Source organism: Zestomonas carbonaria (assembly GCF_904061905.1).
In the GTDB taxonomy this organism is placed as follows: Bacteria; Pseudomonadota; Gammaproteobacteria; order Pseudomonadales; family Pseudomonadaceae; genus Aquipseudomonas; species Aquipseudomonas carbonaria.
On the sequence record NZ_CAJFCI010000079.1, the window covers coordinates 20070 to 37288 of the forward strand.

The following is a 17219-nucleotide window of genomic DNA, read 5'->3' on the forward strand; positions in this document are numbered from 1 at the left end:
CTCGCATGTTGCAGATCCTCGGTATCACCTCGCCGATCTTCGTATTGATCGCCATCGGTTTCCTTTGCGTGCGCTTCGCCGTGGTCAGCCGCGAGCAGATCGCCGGCATGGGCAAGTTCGTCATCACCCTGGCGCTGCCGGCGCTGGTGATCAAGGCGCTGACCGAACGCCCGCTGCACGAGGTGTTCGACCGCAACTACCTGCTGGCCTATGGCATCGGCTCGCTGGCGGTGTTCTGGCTGGGCTTCGCCTTTTCCCGCTGGGTGCGCCGGGATGGCCTCAGCGGCAGCGCGTTGAGCGGGCTGGGCATGTCGATGTCGAACAGCGGCTTCATCGGCTACCCCATCGTCGCCATGGTCCTCGGCCCGACCGCGGCGGTCGGCCTGGCGCTGGGCATGATGGTGGAGAACCTGCTGGTGCTGCCGATGGCGCTGGCCCTGGCGGAGGCCGGAGACCAGCGCGGAGTGGGCATCGGCCGGGCTCTGGCGGAGACCTTCAGGCGCCTGCTGCGCAACCCGATCATCATTTCCATCAGTATCGGCCTGGTGCTGTCGCTGCTGGAAATCCCCCTGCCGTCGGTGCCGCGCAAGGCCATCGAGATGCTGGCGATGGCCTCCGCGCCGGTGGCGCTGTTCGTCATCGGCGGCAACCTCTACGGCCTGAAGATCGGCGGAATGTTCGCCGATGTGGCGCAACTCGGCGTCGGCAAGTTGCTGCTGCACCCACTGGCGGTGCTGCTGTGCCTGCTGGTGTTCCCGGTGCAGGACCCGGCCCTGCGCGTCGCCGCCGTACTGTTCGCCTGTGCGCCGATGATGAGCATCTACCCGATCATCGGCCAGCGCTACGGCCTGGAAGGCCGCTGCGCCGCCGCCCTGGTGGCGAGCACGGTGCTGTCGTTCCTGACCATCAGCGCCTTCATCGCCGTGTTGCATTAGTGGGGGCATCAATTCCGCTCCCTCACCCCAGCCCTCTCCCAAGGGGAGAGGGGGCAGACTGGTGTGGCGGGAGAGCACGAAGCGTCGCGGCAAGACATGGCCTGGTTGGGCACCGTACCTATCGGCAACCCGGATTGACCCCCTCTCCCTCCGGGAGAGGGCTGGGGTGAGGGGTGGAGTAGGGAACGGGTACGCGCTACGAGATGATCATCACGCGGTGCGCACGGCGCACCCTACGGGTATGTGGCCGTGGGATGGGCATGTCGATCAGGGAGGCGCCATGCCCACCGGCAACCCGGATCGACTCCCTCTCCCTCCGGGAGAGGGCTGGGGTGAGGGGTGGAGTAGGGAACGGGTACGCGCTTCGAGATGATCATCATGCGACGCCCCCAATGAGCCAGGCTCCTGCCGCGTGGATGACTTCAGGTGAATTGCGATTATCGAACTTCGGTTCGATAATCGGTCGTGATCAGTCTCCACAGGAACACAACAACAATGAGCGAAGAACAGCGCCCCAATCCCGTGCCCCTGGCCCCGCCGATCATCGCATCGCCGGCCAAGCGCATCGAAGCCTTCACCGGCGACCCCAATTTCATGACCTCTCTGGCTCGCGGCCTGGCGGTGATCCATGCCTTCCAGGAGCGCAAGCGCCACCTGACCATCGCGCAGATCAGCCATCGCACCGAGATTCCCCGCGCCGCCGTGCGCCGTTGCCTGCATACCCTGATGAAGCTGGGCTACGTGACCACCGACGGGCGCACCTACTCGCTGCTGCCCAAGGTGCTGACCCTCGGCCACGCCTACCTGTCGTCGACGCCGCTGGCCGTCACCGCGCAGCCGATCCTCGACCGCCTCAGCGAGCAGCTTCACGAAGCCTGTTCGATCGCCACCCTGGAAGGCGACGAGATCCTCTATCTCGCCCGCTCGGCCACGCCGCAGCGGCTGATCTCGGTGGACCTCAGCGTCGGCAGCCGACTGCCGGCCTACTGCACTTCCATGGGCCGCATCCTCCTTGCCGGGCTCGACGACTCGGCGTTCGAGGACTACCTCGCCCACGCCGACCTGCAGGTGAAGACCAGCCGCACCCTGCACACTCCGGAGGCGTTGCGCGCCAGCATCGAGGAAATCCGCCGCCAGGGCTGGGTGATCATCGACCAGGAACTGGAGATCGGCCTGCGCTCGCTGGCCGTGCCGGTGCGCGACTCCGCCGGCCAGGTGCTCGCCGCGCTGAACGTCGGCACCCATGTCGGGCGGGTCAGCCGCCAAGAGCTGGAAAGCCGCTTCCTGCCGGCATTGCTGGAGGCCAGCCGGGACCTGAGCAGCCGCCTGTTCGCCTGACATGTAGCCCGGATAAAATCCGGGCTACATGGCAAACCGTTCGATTAGCGAACGCTGAATCGAACGCCGAATTGATCTTTCCCCGTTCCTCTCCGTAGTGTGCCGGCATCCGCCCGTTCGGGACTGTGTAACCGTTTATCTCCCTTGCACATATCCGGGCAGTAAGTCACATAACATTACCGTCAGCCATGATGAGCCGCGCCGCATGCCTTCCGGCAGGACGAGCGCCGCAGAAAATAACGACAAGAGTGTGCCTTGCTTATGGAAAGTCGCCTGCTGAGCGAACGCAGTAGCGTCTTCGAACGTGCCGACCCCTATGCGGTGTCCGACTATGTGAACCAGCATGTCGGTTCCCATTGCATCCGCTTGCCCACTTCCGGCCATCCCCAGGCCAGCCTCAACCATCGCCAGTTCGCCAGCCTCGACCTATGCCGCATCAGCTACGGCGGCAGCGTCCGGGTCACCTCGCCGGCGCTGGAAACCATCTACCACCTGCAGATCCTCCTCGGCGGCCATTGCCTGTGGCGCGGCCACAAGCAGGAGCATTACTTCGCCCCGGGCGAGCTGCTGCTGATCAACCCCGACGACCCGGTCGACCTGACCTACTCGGACGATTGCGAGAAGTTCATCCTCAAGCTGCCAGCCACGCTTCTGGAGTCCATCTGCGACGAGCAGCGCTGGCTGCGCCCGAGCCAGGGCGTGCGCTTCCTGGAGAACCGCTACCGGCTGGAGGATCTGGAGGGCTTCGTCAACCTGCTGGCGATGGTCTGCCAGGAGGCCGAGGCCAGCGAACTGCAGTTGCCGCGCGTGCAGGAGCACTTCGCGCAGATCGTCGGCAGCAAGCTGCTGACCCTGATGAAGACCAACGTCAGCCGCGAAAGCCTGAGCTCGCAGACGGCCAGCTTCGAGCGCATCCTCGACTACATCGACAACAACCTGAAGCAGGACATCTGCACCGAGGTCCTGGCCCAGCAGGCGCGCATGAGCCTGCGTTCGTTCTACGCGCTGTTCGAGCGCCACGTCGGCACCACGCCGAAGAACTACATCCGCCAGAAGAAGCTGGAGCGCATCCGCGCCTGCCTGAGCGACCCGAGCTGCAACGTGCGCAGCGTCACCGAACTGGCCCTGGACTACGGCTTCCTGCACCTCGGCCGCTTCTCGGAAAGCTACCGCCTGCAATTCGGCGAGCTGCCTTCCGATACCCTCAAGCGGCGTGGGTGAGGCATTCCCGCGAACGCATCGCGGCCATGGGCCGCTCCTACGGTTATGCCGAACGTAAAGCCCTCGTAGGGTGGATGTCGCTTTTTACATCCACCGGCCGGAGTACCGTCCACCCCGTCGTTTCCGTTCATTGGGCCCCCGCGTTCGCGAGGACGACGGCGCGGTGGTGCCCCCGTCATTCCCGCGAATGCGGGACGGTGCTTGCACCGAACGTCCTCTATCCCTGAACGCACGTAGGAATGACGGGGATGTCTGGCCCATGCCCGCGAACGCATCGCGGCCATGGGCCGCTCCTACGGTTATGCCGGACGTAAAGCCCTCGTAGGGTGGATGTCGCTTTTTACATCCACCGGCCGGAGTACCGTCCACCCCGTCATTTCCGTTCATTGGGCCCCCGCGTTCGCGAGGGCGACAGCACGGCACCCCCACCATCCCCCTTTGCAAAAAACGGATAGCGATCTGCACAAAGCGGATATTGCCCCTTGCCCCGCGACCCTAACCTGAGCCGGCCTGAACAATAACAACGGAGGCCCCGGCCATGTCCCTGGGAATCGACTACCTGAATGCCTTGCTCGAGGAAGATAAGGAAAAGGGCGTCTACCGCTGCAAACGGGAGATGTTCACCGATCCTCGCCTGTTCGAACTGGAGATGGAGCACATCTTCGAGGGCAACTGGATCTACCTTGCCCACGAAAGCCAGATCCCCAACAAGAACGACTTCCTGACCACCGTCATGGGGCGCCAGCCGATCTTCATCGCGCGCAACAAGGACGGTGAGCTGAACGCCTTCCTGAACGCCTGCAGCCATCGCGGCGCCATGCTCTGCCGGCACAAGACCGGCAACCGCTCGTCCTATACCTGCCCGTTCCACGGCTGGACCTTCAACAACAGCGGCAAGCTGCTCAAGGTCAAGGACCCGGCGGACGCCGGCTATCCGGCGAGCTTCAACTGCGAGGGCTCCCACGACCTGACCAAGGTAGCCCGTTTCGAGTCCTACCGTGGCTTCCTGTTCGGCAGCCTGAATCCCGACGTCAAGCCGCTGGTCGAGCACCTTGGCGAGTCGGCGAAGATCATCGACATGATCGTCGACCAGTCGCCGGAAGGCCTGGAGGTGCTGCGCGGCTCGTCCTCCTACATCTACGAGGGCAACTGGAAGCTGACCGCCGAGAACGGCGCCGACGGCTACCACGTCAGTTCCGTGCACTGGAACTACGCCGCCACCCAGAACCAGCGCAAGCAGCGCGAGGCCGGCGAAGAGATCAAGACCATGAGCGCCGGTAGCTGGGCCAAGAACGGCGGCGGCTTCTACTCCTTCGAGCATGGCCACCTGCTGCTCTGGACCCGCTGGGCCAACCCCGAGGACCGCCCGGCCTACGAGCGTCGCGACGAACTGGTCCGCGAGTTCGGCCAGGCCCGCGCCGACTGGATGATCCAGAACTCGCGCAACCTCTGCCTGTACCCGAACGTCTACCTGATGGACCAGTTCAGCTCGCAGATCCGCATCGCCCGGCCGATCTCCGTCGACAAGACCGAGATCACCATCTACTGCATCGCGCCCAAGGGCGAGAGCGCCGAGGCCCGCGCCAAGCGCATCCGCCAGTACGAGGACTTCTTCAACGTCAGCGGCATGGCCACCCCGGACGACCTGGAGGAGTTCCGCTCCTGCCAGACCGGCTATGGCGCCGGCCGTGGCTGGAACGACATGTCGCGCGGTGCCGCCCACTGGGTGGAAGGCGCCGACGAGGCGGCCAGGGAAATCGACCTGCACCCGAATCTTTCCGGCGTGCGCACCGAAGATGAGGGGCTGTTCGTCCTGCAACACAAGTACTGGCAGGAAACCATGCTCAAGGCCGCATCCGCCGAACAGCGACTGATCCCCGTGGAGGCCGTGCAATGAGCATCACCTACGACGCCGTGCGCGACTTCCTCTACCGCGAAGCGCGCTACCTGGACGATTGCCAGTGGGACGAGTGGCTGGAGCTGTACGCCGCTGACGCCAGCTTCTGGATGCCGTCCTGGGACGACAACGATGAGCTGACCGAAGACCCGCAGACCGAAATCTCGCTGATCTGGTACGGCAACCGTGGCGGCCTGGAAGACCGGGTGTTCCGCATCAAGACCGAGCGCTCCAGCGCGACGATCCCGGACACCCGCACCTCGCACAACATCAGCAACATCGAAATCCTCGAAGTCGCCGATGGCCAGTGCAAGGTGCGCTTCAACTGGCACACGCTGAGCTTCCGCTACAAGACCGTCGACAGCTACTTCGGCACCAGCTTCTACACCCTCGATGTGCGCGGCGAGCAGCCGCTGATCAAGGCCAAGAAGGTCGTGCTGAAGAACGACTACGTCCGCCAGGTCATCGATATCTACCACATCTGAAGAACACGGCATGAAGCCGCCGCGCCTGGCCATGCCGCGTCCGCGAGGCTTCAGCCGTGTTTCGAGGTGCACACCATGACTCACAAGATCGCACTCAATTTCGAAGACGGCGTCACCCGCTTCATCGACGCCGCCGCCGGCGAAACCGTGGCCGACGCGGCCTATCGCCAGGGCATCAACATCCCGCTGGACTGCCGCGACGGCGCCTGCGGCACCTGCAAGTGCTTCGCCGAGGCCGGCCGCTACGACCTCGGCCAGGACTACATCGAGGACGCGCTGAGCGAAGAGGAGGCGGCCCAGGGCTATGTGCTGACCTGCCAGATGCGCGCCGAGAGCGACTGCGTGGTGCGCGTGCCGGCCTCGTCGGACGTCTGCAAGACCCAGCAGGCCAGCTTCGAGGCGGCCATCAGCGACGTGCGCAAGCTGTCCGAGAGCACCATCGCGCTGTCGATCAAGGGCGAATCGCTGTCGAAACTGGCGTTCCTGCCGGGGCAGTACGTCAACCTCAAGGTGCCGGGCAGCGAGCAGACCCGTGCCTATTCGTTCAGCTCGCTGCAGAAGGATGGCGAGGTCAGCTTCCTGATCCGCAATGTGCCGGGCGGCCTGATGAGCAACTTCCTCACCGGCTTGGCCAAGGCCGGCGACAGCATGAGTTTGGCCGGCCCGCTGGGCAGCTTCTACCTGCGCGAGATCAAGCGTCCGTTGCTGCTGCTCGCCGGCGGCACCGGCCTGGCGCCATTCACCGCGATGCTGGAGAAGATCGCCGGGGAGAGCAGCGAGTATCCGCTGCACCTGATCTACGGCGTGACCAACGATTTCGACCTGGTCGAGCTGGACCGCCTGGAAGACTTCGCCGCGCGCATCCCCAACTTCACCTACAGCGCCTGCGTGGCCAACCCGGAAAGCAGCTACCCGCAGAAGGGCTACGTCACCCAGCACATCGAGCCGAAACACCTCAACGACGGCGACGTCGATGTCTACCTGTGCGGCCCGCCGCCGATGGTCGAGGCGGTCAGCCAGTACATCCGCGAGCAGGGTATCCAGCCGGCGAACTTCTACTACGAGAAGTTCGCGGCGAGCGCGGCGTGATTTCTCCACTCCGCCCCTCACCCTAACCCTCCCAGGGGGAGAGGGGACTGGACGGCGCTGCCGGCGAGCAAGGTGTTGCGGGCGCGCGCTGCAACTCCCTCTCCCTCCGGAGCGGGGCGCATAGCCAGGGCTGGGGTGAGGGGCGGAATCATGCGCCACTCGAAACTTCCCTTGGGGCCGTGTGCATGGCCGGCCCATTTTTTTCGAGGCTGAGATGAGCAAGAGATTCGACAACAAGGTCGCCCTGGTCACCGGTGCCGCACAAGGCATCGGTCGCCGCGTCGCCGAGCGCCTGCTCGCCGAGGGCGCGCAGGTGGTGGCGGTGGATCGCTCCGAGCTGGTCCACGAGTTGCTCGATGCGCCGGAGCAGGTCGGCAAGGTCCTGACCGTCACCGCCGACCTGGAACGATACGCCGAATGCGAGCGTGTCATGGCCGCTGCCGTGCGGGGCTTCGGTCGCCTGGACATCCTGATCAACAACGTCGGCGGCACCATCTGGGCCAAGCCGTTCGAGCACTACCGCGAACACGAGATCGAGGCCGAAGTGCGCCGCTCGCTGTTCCCCACCCTGTGGTGCTGCCACGCCGCACTGCCGCACATGCTGGGGCAGGGCGGCGGGGCGATCGTCAACGTGTCCTCCATCGCCACCCGTAGCCTGAACCGCGTGCCCTACGGCGCGGCCAAGGGCGGCGTCAACGCGCTGACCGCCTGCCTGGCGTTCGAGAACGCCGAGCGCGGCATCCGCGTCAACGCCACCGCGCCGGGCGGCACCGAGGCGCCGCCACGGCGTATCCCGCGCAACACCGCCGAGCAGAGCGAACAGGAGAAGGCCTGGTACCAGCAGATCGTCGACCAGACCGTCGAGAGCAGCCTGATGAAGCGCTACGGAACCATCGACGAACAGGTCGGCGCGATCCTTTTCCTGGCTTCCGACGAAGCCTCCTACATCACCGGCGTGACCCTGCCGGTAGGCGGTGGCGACTTGGGTTGACGTATCACCTGTAGGAACGAGGCAAACCGCGCGAGCGGGTCCTGAGACAACAAAAACAAGAGACAGATGCCATGCGAAAAATCGACATACACGAGATCATCGACAACGCGCGCTTCAACCGCTTCCACTGGATGGTGATGCTCTGGTGCGCGCTCCTGCTCATCTTCGACGGCTACGACCTGTTCATCTACGGCGTGGTGTTGCCGGTGATCATGAAGGAGTGGGGCCTGACGCCGCTGCAGGCTGGCGCGCTGGGCAGCTATGCGCTGTTCGGCATGATGTTCGGCGCCCTGGCGTTCGGCAGCCTGGCCGACAAGATAGGCCGCAAGAAGGGCATCGCCATCTGCTTCGCGCTGTTCAGCGGCGCCACCATCCTCAACGGCTTCGCCAGCAATCCGACCGAGTTCGGCATCTTCCGCTTCCTCGCCGGCCTCGGCTGCGGCGGCCTGATGCCCAACGCCGTGGCGCTGATGAACGAATACGCGCCGAAGAGGCTGCGCAGCACCCTGGTCGCCATCATGTTCAGCGGCTATTCGCTGGGCGGCATGCTTTCGGCCGGCGTCGGCATCTACATGCTGCCGCGCTTCGGCTGGGAGTCGATGTTCTTCGCCGCCGCCATCCCGCTGCTGCTGTTGCCGGTGATCCTCTACTACCTGCCGGAATCGATCGGCTTCCTGGTGCGCCAGGGCCGCAGCGAGCAGGCGCGCGCGCTGCTCAAGCGCCTCGATCCGAACAGCGACGTCCGCGCGGACGACGTGCTGGAAGCCGTCGACGCCAAGGGCAACAGCGTTTCTGTGCTGGAGCTGTTCCGCGAGGGACGCGGCGTGCGCACCCTGGCGATCTGGGTGGCGTTCTTCTGCTGCCTGCTGATGGTCTACGCGCTCAGTTCGTGGCTACCGAAACTGATGGCCAACGCCGGCTACAGCCTGGGATCGAGCCTGTCGTTCCTGCTGGCGCTGAACTTCGGCGGCATGTTCGGCGCGATCCTCGGCGGCTGGCTCGGCGACCGCTTCAACCTGACCAAGGTGATGATCGTCTTCTTCGTCGCGGCCGCCGTGTCGATCAGCCTGCTCGGCGTGAACAGCCCGATGCCGGTGCTCTACCTGCTGATCTTCATCGCCGGCGCCACCACCATCGGCACGCAGATCCTCCTCTACGCCGGTGCCGCGCAACTGTACGGCCTGTCGATCCGCTCCACCGGCCTCGGCTGGGCTTCGGGCATCGGTCGCAACGGCGCCATCGTCGGCCCGCTGCTGGGCGGCGCGCTGATGGGCATCAACCTGCCGTTGCAACTCAACTTCATGGCCTTCGCCATTCCCGGCGCCATCGCCGCGCTGGCGATGACGGTGTTCGTCATCAACGGCAAGCGTCACAGCGTCCCGACGGCGCCGCTGGCGGCCCAGGCCTGACCGGCGCCCCTCGGGAGCGCTGGTTCCCGAGGGGCATCGCCGCATTCACGACAAGAGCGATCCGGGCCCGCGTGTCACGGATGGCCGAAGCATCTTGCGAGGTACCATGAAAGCCTTGTTGCGTGACTTCTCCCTTTCCGCCGTGGTCGCGGGGATGATCGCCACGGTGATTTCCTATGCCGGGCCGCTGGTGATCATCTTCCAGGCGGCGGACAGCGCGAAGCTGTCCCACGAGCTGCTGTCCTCCTGGGTCTGGGCGATTTCCATCGGCAGCGCAGTGCTCGGCATCGTGCTCAGCCTGCGCTACCGGGTGCCGGTGGTGATCGCCTGGTCGATCCCGGGTTCGGCGCTGCTGGTCTCCATGCTGCCGGAGATCGGCCTGAACCAGGCGATCGGCGCCTACCTGGTGGCCAGCCTGATCCTGCTGGTGATCGGCGTCAGCGGTGCCTTCGACCGCATCATCGCGCGGCTGCCGGGCTCCATCGCCGCCGGCATGCAGGCGGGCATCCTGTTCAGCTTCGGCGCCCAGTTGTTCCTCTCGCTGCCGGCCCAGCCGCTACTGGTGATGGCGATGTTCGCCGTCTATGTGGCCATGCGTCGCCTGATGCCGCGCTATGCGGTGATGGCGGTGCTGCTGGTCGGCCTGCTGATCACCGTGCTCAGCGGCGGTTTCCGCAGCGAGGCGCTGGTGTTCGGCCTGGCCACGCCGCAGTGGATCGCCCCCGAGTTCAGCCTGGGTGCGACCCTCAACCTGGCGCTGCCGCTGGTGCTGGTAGCGCTCACCGGGCAGTTCATGCCGGGCATGGCGGTGCTGCGCAACGCCGGCTACCAGACGCCAGCCAGCCCCATCGTCAGCGCCAGCGCGGTGGGCAGCGCGCTACTGGCGCCGTTCGGCTGCCACGGCCTGAACCTGGCGGCGGTCACCGCCAGCCTGTGCACCAGTCGCGAGGCCCACGAGGACCCGAAGCGGCGTTACGTCGCGGCATTGTCCGGCAGCGCCCTGTACCTGGTGTTCGGCATCGGCGGCGCGACCCTGGTGTCGCTGTTCGCCGCGTTCCCGGCCGAGCTGATCGCCGCCCTGGCGGGCCTGGCGCTGTTCGGCGCCATCAGCGAGGCGCTGACCCGCAGCGCGTCGCTGCCGGCCGAGCGCGATGCCGGTCTGTTCACCTTCCTGGTCACCGCTTCCGGGGTGTCCTTCCTCGGGCTGTCGGCGGCGTTCTGGGGGCTGGTCTTCGGCCTGCTCGCGCATGTCCTGCTGCGGGCGCGGATGCCGCAGCCGACAGGGCAGGAATGGGGCTCGGCGAAGGAGGGCGCCGGCAAGTAACCGCTACTCCCTCTCCCATTCATGGGGGAGGACCGGGGAGAGGGTAGAGCAGGCAACTCCGTGCTGTCGGCTTCCCGCGCCCCTGACCCCTCTCCCGAAAGCGGGAGGGGGAGTTGCACCCCGACGCGTGTGTCGCGGCAACGCCAGGCGTTCGCCGTCGGGGAAGTTTTGTCCCTATAAAAACAAGAGCGACGACATGAAAAAGATTTCCTGCGTGATGCTTCCCGCCGGCCTGGCCGCCGGCATCGTCCAACTCCCGGCGGTTGCCGCCGAAGGCTTCATCGAGGGCTCCAGCGCCACCTTGCAGGCGCGCAACTACTACTTCAGCCGCGACTTCTCCGACATCGTCGGGCCCAACCGGCAGTCGAAGGCCGAGGAGTGGGCCCAGGGCTTCATCCTCACCTTCAAGTCCGGCTACACGCCCGGCCCGGTCGGCTTCGGCGTGGACGCCATCGGCCTGCTCGGCCTCAAGCTCGACAGCAGCCCGGACCGCGTCAACACCGGCCTGCTGCCGGTCAAGGACGACGGTCGCGCCGCCGACGAATACAGCCGCCTGGGCGCGACCCTCAAGGCCAGGCTATCGAACACCGAGCTGAAGATCGGCGAACTGCAACCCAACCTGCCGGTGCTGACCTTCAGCGACATACGCCTGCTGCCGCCCAGCTACCAGGGCGTCGGGATCACTTCCGCCGAGATCGCCGGGTTGACCCTGCAAGGCGGCCACCTGACCTCCACCAGCCTGCGCAACGAGGCCGGCGACGAGAAGATGCTGGCCATGCTCGGCCACCTGCCGCAACGCCAGGCCGACAGCGACGCCTTCAACTACGCCGGCGGCGACTACGCGTTCAACGGCAACCGCACCACGCTCAGCGCCTGGTACGGCCAGCTCGAGGACATCTACGAGCAGGGCTTCCTCGGCCTCAAGCACAGCCAGCCGGTGGGCGACTGGGTGCTCGGCGCCAACCTCGGCTACTACACCGCCAAGGAAGACGGTGACGCCTTGATCGGCGACATCGACAACCGCGCGTTCTTCTCGCTGTTGTCGGCCAGGCATGGCGGGCATACCTTCTACGTCGGCTACCAGGGCATCTACGGCGACGACGCCTTCCCACGCGTGTTCGCCAACGTCTCGCCGCTGGGCAACGAAGTGCCGACCTTCGAATTCGCCTCGGCCGACGAACGCTCCTGGCAGGTGCGCTACGACTACGACTTCGCCGCCGTCGGCATTCCCGGCCTGACCACCACGCTGCGCTACATCACCGGCGACAACGTCGACACCGGCCTCGGCTACGAAGGCAAGGACCGCGAGCGCGACCTGGACATCGGCTACGTGGTGCAGAGCGGTTCGCTGAAAGGGCTGGGCGTCAAGGTGCGCAACGTCGTCGCGCGCTCCAACTACCGCAGCGACATCGACGAGAACCGGCTGATCTTCAGCTACACTTGGAACCTGTTCTGAGCGATGGATGGAGTGGAACGATATCCAGCGGGGGGGATCCATTCCGCCCCTCACCCCCGGCCCCTCTCCCGAAGGGAGAGGGGAGTACTCGAGCCTACCCCGAACTCCGTGCTTTCCCGCCGCACGATTCCTGCCCCCTCTCCCTCTGGGGTGAGGGACCGAAGTTTCGGAGCAAACGGGAATCTCGACCCACGGGCCGATGGCACGGCACGTAGCTGTAAGAGCGAGCCGAATATCGCTCCGCCCTATGCCCGCGCCTGTTCGATCAACGCCAGGCAACGCTGCACCAGCGCGCTGACGTCGCCGGTGCGGCGGCTGAGGATGATCGGCGACACCGCCTCGGGCTCCAGAAGCCGCGCGTAGCCGATGTCCGAGCGGTGCTGCTGCTGTACCGAGGCCGGCACCAGGGCTACGCCGAGTCCGGCGGCGACCAGGCCGATGGCGGTCTGCAATTCGTTGGCCCATTGCGCCACGCGGATGCTCAGGCCGTGGTTGGCGAACAGCGCCAGGACGTGGTCGGCGTAGCTCGGACGCGGGTTGGCCGGGTAGAGCACGAAGGGTTCCCGCGACAACCGTTCCAGGTCGACCGGGCCGGCCAGCAGCGGATGGCCGGCGGGCAGGGCGGCGACCAGCGGGTCCTCGCTGAGCACCTGCTGGTGGATCGCCGGATCGTCGATGCGGATGCGCCCGAAGCCGATGTCGATGCGCCCGCTCTTCAGCGCCTCGACCTGCTGCAAGGTGGTCATTTCCTGGAGGCCCAGCTCCAGCTCGCCGTCGCGGCGCAACTGGCGGATCAGTTCCGGCAGCACGTCGTACAGGGTCGACGGCGCGAAGCCGATACCCAGCCATTTGCGCTGGCCCTGGCCGATGCGCCGGGTGTTCTCGCAGATGTTGTCCAACTGTTCGAGCAGGGTGCCGCTCTGCTCGTAGAAGAACCGCCCGGCCTCGGTCAGCCGCAGCGGCCGGCCACGTTCGAGCAGCGCCACGCCGAGCAGGTCTTCGAGCTGCTGGATCTGCCGGCTGAGCGGTGGCTGGGCGATGTGCAGCCGTTCGGCGGCGCGGGTGAAGTTGAGGGTTTCCGCGACCTCCCGGAAGTAGCGCAGATGTCTCAGCTCCATGATACCTCCAGGGTATTGAACGAGATGACAGTGATATTGGACTGCAACCGCTGTGCGGAGCAATCCTTGGCCGGAACGAACAAGACCTGGCAGGTATCAGCCCGCGACAGACGGGATAGCACTGCCGCAACAGCCTTAGCGTGAACGGAACCTGAAATGAGCCAAGCCCTGATCGAAAGCCTCGAGGCGATCATCGTCGACCTGCCGACCATCCGCCCGCACAAGCTGGCGATGCACACCATGCAGAACCAGACCCTGGTGATCGTCCGCATCCGCTGTTCCGACGGCATCGAGGGCATCGGCGAAGCCACCACCATCGGTGGGCTGGCCTACGGCAACGAGAGCCCGGAAAGCATCAAGACCAACCTCGACGCGCACTTCGCGCCGCTGCTGGTCGGCCAGGACGCGAGCAACGTCAACGCGGCGATGATCCGCCTGGACAAGGCCATCAAGGGCAACACCTTCGCCCGTTCCGGCGTGGAGAGCGCGCTGCTCGACGCCCAGGGCAAGCGCCTCGGCCTGCCGGTCAGCGAATTGCTCGGCGGCCGCGTGCGCGACAGTCTGGAAGTGGCCTGGACCCTGGCCAGCGGCGACACCGCGCGGGACATCGCCGAGGCCGAGCAGATGCTCGACCTGCGCCGCCACCGCATCTTCAAGCTGAAGATCGGCGCCAACCCGCTGGAACACGACCTCCGGCACGTGGTGGCGATCAAGAAGGCCCTGGGCGACCGCGCCAGCGTGCGCGTCGACGTCAACCAGTACTGGGACGAGTCCCAGGCCATCCGTGGCTGCCAGGTGCTGGGCGAGAACGGCATCGACCTGATCGAACAGCCCATCTCGCGCATCAACCGTTCCGGCCAGGTGCGCCTGAACCAGCGCAGCCCGGCGCCGATCATGGCCGATGAATCCATCGAGAGCGTCGAGGACGCCTTCAGCCTGGCGGCCGACGGTGCGGCGAGCATCTTCGCCCTGAAGATCGCCAAGAACGGCGGCCCGCGCGCTGTGCTGCGCACCGCGCAGATCGCCGAGGCGGCCGGCATCGCCCTGTACGGCGGCACCATGCTGGAGGGCAGCGTCGGTACCCTGGCCTCGGCGCACGCCTTCGTCACCCTCAAGCAACTGACCTGGCACACCGAACTGTTCGGCCCGCTGCTGCTGACCGAGGAAATCGTCACCAAGCCGCTGGTCTACCGCGACTTCCAGTTGCACGTGCCGCGTACCCCCGGCCTCGGCCTGACCCTGGACGAAGAGCGCCTGGCGCGCTTCGCCCGTCGATAATAAGAGGAGACCCACCATGCTGTTCCACGTGAAGATGACCGTGAAACTGCCGGTCGACATGGACCCGCAGCAGGCCGCCAGGCTCAAGGCCGACGAGAAGGAGCTGGCCCAGCGCCTGCAGCGCGAGGGCAAGTGGCGCCACCTGTGGCGCATCGCCGGCCACTACGCCAACTACAGCGTGTTCGACCTGGCCAGCGTCGAGGAACTGCACGATACCCTGATGCAACTGCCGCTGTTCCCCTACATGGATATCGAGATCGACGGGCTCTGCCGCCACCCGTCCTCCATCCACTCCGACGACCGTTGATACACCCCCTAAGAACAAAATCGAGGTGAACCATCATGACCGTGAAGATTTCCCAGACTGCCGAAATCCAGAAGTTCTTCGAGGAAGCCGCCGGCTTCGGTAACGACCAGGGCAGCCCGCGCCTGAAGCAGATCATGCTGCGTGTCCTGCAGGACTCCGCGAAGATCATCGAAGACCTGGAAATCACCGACGACGAATTCTGGACGGCGGTGGACTACCTCAACCGCCTGGGCGGCCGCGGCGAAGCCGGGCTGCTGGTGGCCGGCCTGGGCCTGGAGCACTTCCTCGACCTGCTGCAGGACGCCAAGGACGAGCAGGTCGGCCGCACCGGCGGCACCCCGCGCACCATCGAGGGCCCGCTGTACGTGGCCGGCGCGCCGCTGGCCGAAGGCGAAGTGCGCATGGACGACGGCAGCGAGGATGGCGTCGCCACCGTGATGTTCCTCGAAGGCCGCGTGCTGGACCTCGACGGCAAGCCGATCGCCGGCGCCACCGTCGACCTGTGGCACGCCAACACCAAGGGGCTGTATTCCTACTTCGACCAGAGCCAGAGCGAATACAACCTGCGCCGCCGCATCGTCACCGACGCCGAAGGCCGCTACCGCGCGCGCAGCATCGTGCCGTCCGGCTACGGCTGCGATCCGCAGGGCCCGACCCAGGAATGCCTCGACCAGCTCGGCCGCCACGGCCAGCGTCCGGCGCACATCCACTTCTTCATCTCGGCACCGGGCTACCGTCACCTGACCACGCAGATCAACCTGTCCGGCGACCAGTACCTGTGGGACGACTTCGCCTACGCGACCCGCGACGGACTGGTCGGCGAAGTGAGCTTCGTCGAGGATGCCGCCGCGGCCGACAAGCGCGGCGTGAGCGGTCGCTTCGCCGAGCTGGAGTTCGACTTCCAGCTCCAGCCGGCCGGCAGTGCCGAGGACGAGCAGCGCAGCCACCGTCCACGTGCCCTGCAGGTGCAAGGCGCCTGATCCAGGCTGCTGGCCGGGCTCGCAACGCGCCCGGCCAGCAGGACATCGCGGCATATCGAAAGGCCGACCGGCAGGTCGGCCTTTTTGCGTTTCCGTGCCTCGTTCTGGCACGTTCCACCAGCCTTTTCGAACATCCCTGGAAGCCGCTTGGCACGTGCCTTTGGTCAGTTTTCGCCGGTACGCCGAGGAGACAAGATTTACGGAGTGTTTTCGCCAACTAAGCGGATAGACCGGAGTGCGTGCCCATTCCTTTAATAGGGTGCTGGCTGCAAGACCGGGATTCGGGAGGGAGCTCTCCCGAGGCAATCATTCCAATTAGAAAAAGAGTGGGAAAACAGATGATGCGAAAACGATTTCTGGGGATATTCCTCTCGACCGGCCTGATGCTTGCGCAGGCAGGCTTCCTGCAGGCCGCTGAACAGGACTCGATGAAGGTCACGCTGTTGGGCACCGGAACGCCCATCCTCAATGTCAACCGCTTCGGGATGAGCACCCTGGTCGAGGCCGGTAAACACAAGCTGCTGTTCGATACCGGCCGTGGGGCGTCGATTCGCCTGCACCAGTTGCAGGTTCCCCTGCGCGATATCGACGCGGTGTTCATCACCCATCTCCACTCCGACCACATCACCGGGCTGCCGGACCTGTATGCGAGCGCGCCGCTGCCCACCGACGATGGCCGCAGTACCCGCGCCCTGGCGCTGATCGGCCCCAAGGGCATCGATAACGTCGCCCGGGGCATCGAGTTGATGTTCACCGAGAACAACCACATCCGCCTGACCGGCAAGGAAACGAACCCCGATGCCACCCGGATCGCCGACCGTACCCTTCCGGACGAGGGCGGGGTCGTCTACGACAAGGATGGCGTGAAGGTCACGGCCTTCCTCATCGACCATGGCCACGTCAAACCGGCGTACGGCTACCGGATCGACTACGCGGGACGTTCGGTCGTCCTGTCCGGGGACACCACCTATGCGCCGAACCTGGTCACCCAGGCCAAGGGCGTCGACCTGCTGGTCCATTGCATCTCGGTGGGTAGCCGGCAGTTGGAGAAGGCCCATCCGGCATACGTGAACCACTTCTACGAGTACCTGGCCAACCCGGAGAAGGTGTCGCAGATCCTCTCGGAAACCCGCCCGCGCGACACGGTGTTCTCGCATATCTCGCTGTACAGCAAAGGGGATATCGGCCGGGCCTCGGAAGAGGAAATCACCTCGCGGGTACGCAGCGGCTACGACGGTCCTTTCGTCATCGGCCAGGACCTGATGAGCTTCACCCTGACCGCGCAGGGTGTCGTCAGGGAGCCCTACGACGCCCGGACGCGCCAGCAGGAACCGGTGAAGTGACCTGACCCGCCGCCCGTTCCCGGGCGGCCTCGATCCGAACTTTCCCTA

General features: G+C 65.7%; 15 protein-coding genes. 14 read left to right on the plus strand and 1 reads right to left on the minus strand.

Annotation, left to right across the window (positions count from 1 at the left end; genetic code table 11):
- The first annotated feature begins 5 nt into the window (after window positions 1-5).
- The 10 genes from PSEWESI4_RS20775 to PSEWESI4_RS20820 all read left to right on the plus strand — a co-directional run bounded on the left by PSEWESI4_RS20775 (window position 6) and on the right by PSEWESI4_RS20820 (window position 12145).
- Window positions 6-935 carry an AEC family transporter gene (locus PSEWESI4_RS20775; protein WP_187673133.1) on the plus strand — a complete coding sequence of 310 codons (930 nt, stop codon included), beginning with the start codon at window positions 6-8 and terminating at the stop codon, window positions 933-935.
- Window positions 936-1430: 495 nt separating this feature from the next.
- Window positions 1431-2273 (plus strand): IclR family transcriptional regulator, encoded by an 843-nt coding sequence (locus PSEWESI4_RS20780; protein WP_187673134.1) that lies wholly within the window; start codon window positions 1431-1433, stop codon window positions 2271-2273.
- A gap of 261 nt (window positions 2274-2534) precedes the next feature.
- The gene (locus PSEWESI4_RS20785; protein ID WP_187673135.1) at window positions 2535-3494 is read left to right on the plus strand and encodes an AraC family transcriptional regulator; all 960 of its coding nucleotides are present in this window, start codon (window positions 2535-2537) and stop codon (window positions 3492-3494) included.
- Window positions 3495-4032: 538 nt separating this feature from the next.
- Window positions 4033-5391, plus strand: coding sequence for a benzoate 1,2-dioxygenase large subunit (benA, locus tag PSEWESI4_RS20790; RefSeq protein ID WP_187673136.1), 1359 nt, complete (start codon window positions 4033-4035; stop codon window positions 5389-5391).
- Window positions 5388-5876 carry a benzoate 1,2-dioxygenase small subunit gene (gene benB / locus PSEWESI4_RS20795; protein ID WP_187673137.1) on the plus strand — a complete coding sequence of 163 codons (489 nt, stop codon included), beginning with the start codon at window positions 5388-5390 and terminating at the stop codon, window positions 5874-5876. Before benA ends, benB begins: the two co-directional genes overlap by 4 nt.
- Before the next feature lie 75 nt (window positions 5877-5951).
- Window positions 5952-6965, plus strand: coding sequence for a benzoate 1,2-dioxygenase electron transfer component BenC (gene benC / locus PSEWESI4_RS20800; protein WP_187673138.1), 1014 nt, complete (start codon window positions 5952-5954; stop codon window positions 6963-6965).
- 214 nt (window positions 6966-7179) lie between these two features.
- Window positions 7180-7956 carry a 1,6-dihydroxycyclohexa-2,4-diene-1-carboxylate dehydrogenase gene (locus PSEWESI4_RS20805; protein WP_187673139.1) on the plus strand — a complete coding sequence of 259 codons (777 nt, stop codon included), beginning with the start codon at window positions 7180-7182 and terminating at the stop codon, window positions 7954-7956.
- A 71-nt stretch (window positions 7957-8027) separates the two neighbouring features.
- On the plus strand, window positions 8028-9365 hold the full coding sequence (locus tag PSEWESI4_RS20810; protein ID WP_187673140.1) for an MFS transporter: 1338 nt from the start codon (window positions 8028-8030) through the stop codon (window positions 9363-9365).
- A 106-nt stretch (window positions 9366-9471) separates the two neighbouring features.
- Complete coding sequence (locus PSEWESI4_RS20815; RefSeq protein WP_187673141.1) at window positions 9472-10689, plus strand: benzoate/H(+) symporter BenE family transporter; 1218 nt, start codon at window positions 9472-9474, stop codon at window positions 10687-10689.
- A gap of 217 nt (window positions 10690-10906) precedes the next feature.
- On the plus strand, window positions 10907-12145 hold the full coding sequence (locus PSEWESI4_RS20820; RefSeq protein WP_187673179.1) for an OprD family porin: 1239 nt from the start codon (window positions 10907-10909) through the stop codon (window positions 12143-12145).
- A gap of 245 nt (window positions 12146-12390) precedes the next feature.
- Here PSEWESI4_RS20820 and PSEWESI4_RS20825 read toward each other — a convergent pair whose 3' ends face one another.
- Window positions 12391-13263 (minus strand): LysR family transcriptional regulator, encoded by an 873-nt coding sequence (locus tag PSEWESI4_RS20825; RefSeq protein WP_187673142.1) that lies wholly within the window; start codon window positions 13261-13263, stop codon window positions 12391-12393.
- Between the two features lie 156 nt (window positions 13264-13419).
- Between PSEWESI4_RS20825 and PSEWESI4_RS20830 the strand changes: the two genes are divergently transcribed.
- The 4 genes from PSEWESI4_RS20830 (at window position 13420) to PSEWESI4_RS20845 (ending at window position 17171) form a co-directional block, all read left to right on the plus strand.
- On the plus strand, window positions 13420-14541 hold the full coding sequence (locus PSEWESI4_RS20830) for a muconate cycloisomerase family protein (RefSeq protein ID WP_187673143.1): 1122 nt from the start codon (window positions 13420-13422) through the stop codon (window positions 14539-14541).
- Window positions 14542-14557: 16 nt separating this feature from the next.
- Complete coding sequence (catC, locus tag PSEWESI4_RS20835; RefSeq protein WP_187673144.1) at window positions 14558-14848, plus strand: muconolactone Delta-isomerase; 291 nt, start codon at window positions 14558-14560, stop codon at window positions 14846-14848.
- A 35-nt stretch (window positions 14849-14883) separates the two neighbouring features.
- Window positions 14884-15828: a catechol 1,2-dioxygenase gene (catA, locus tag PSEWESI4_RS20840; RefSeq protein ID WP_187673145.1), complete on the plus strand. Its 945-nt coding sequence runs from the start codon at window positions 14884-14886 to the stop codon at window positions 15826-15828.
- Between the two features lie 341 nt (window positions 15829-16169).
- The gene (locus tag PSEWESI4_RS20845) at window positions 16170-17171 is read left to right on the plus strand and encodes an MBL fold metallo-hydrolase (protein WP_187673146.1); all 1002 of its coding nucleotides are present in this window, start codon (window positions 16170-16172) and stop codon (window positions 17169-17171) included.
- Window positions 17172-17219: the final 48 nt, after the last annotated feature.

Excerpts from the sequence above, each read along its gene's own strand:
- PSEWESI4_RS20775 (WP_187673133.1), top strand. The coding sequence starts at position 6 with ATGTTGCAGATCCTCGGTATCACCTCGCCGATCTTCGTATTGATCGCC.
- PSEWESI4_RS20780 (WP_187673134.1), top strand. The coding sequence starts at position 1,431 with ATGAGCGAAGAACAGCGCCCCAATCCCGTGCCCCTGGCCCCGCCGATC.
- PSEWESI4_RS20785 (WP_187673135.1), top strand. The coding sequence starts at position 2,535 with ATGGAAAGTCGCCTGCTGAGCGAACGCAGTAGCGTCTTCGAACGTGCC.
- benA (WP_187673136.1), top strand. The coding sequence starts at position 4,033 with ATGTCCCTGGGAATCGACTACCTGAATGCCTTGCTCGAGGAAGATAAG.
- benB (WP_187673137.1), top strand. The coding sequence starts at position 5,388 with ATGAGCATCACCTACGACGCCGTGCGCGACTTCCTCTACCGCGAAGCG.
- benC (WP_187673138.1), top strand. The coding sequence starts at position 5,952 with ATGACTCACAAGATCGCACTCAATTTCGAAGACGGCGTCACCCGCTTC.
- PSEWESI4_RS20805 (WP_187673139.1), top strand. The coding sequence starts at position 7,180 with ATGAGCAAGAGATTCGACAACAAGGTCGCCCTGGTCACCGGTGCCGCA.
- PSEWESI4_RS20810 (WP_187673140.1), top strand. The coding sequence starts at position 8,028 with ATGCGAAAAATCGACATACACGAGATCATCGACAACGCGCGCTTCAAC.
- PSEWESI4_RS20815 (WP_187673141.1), top strand. The coding sequence starts at position 9,472 with ATGAAAGCCTTGTTGCGTGACTTCTCCCTTTCCGCCGTGGTCGCGGGG.
- PSEWESI4_RS20820 (WP_187673179.1), top strand. The coding sequence starts at position 10,907 with ATGCTTCCCGCCGGCCTGGCCGCCGGCATCGTCCAACTCCCGGCGGTT.
- PSEWESI4_RS20825 (WP_187673142.1), bottom strand. The coding sequence starts at position 13,263 with ATGGAGCTGAGACATCTGCGCTACTTCCGGGAGGTCGCGGAAACCCTC.
- PSEWESI4_RS20830 (WP_187673143.1), top strand. The coding sequence starts at position 13,420 with ATGAGCCAAGCCCTGATCGAAAGCCTCGAGGCGATCATCGTCGACCTG.
- catC (WP_187673144.1), top strand. The coding sequence starts at position 14,558 with ATGCTGTTCCACGTGAAGATGACCGTGAAACTGCCGGTCGACATGGAC.
- catA (WP_187673145.1), top strand. The coding sequence starts at position 14,884 with ATGACCGTGAAGATTTCCCAGACTGCCGAAATCCAGAAGTTCTTCGAG.
- PSEWESI4_RS20845 (WP_187673146.1), top strand. The coding sequence starts at position 16,170 with ATGCGAAAACGATTTCTGGGGATATTCCTCTCGACCGGCCTGATGCTT.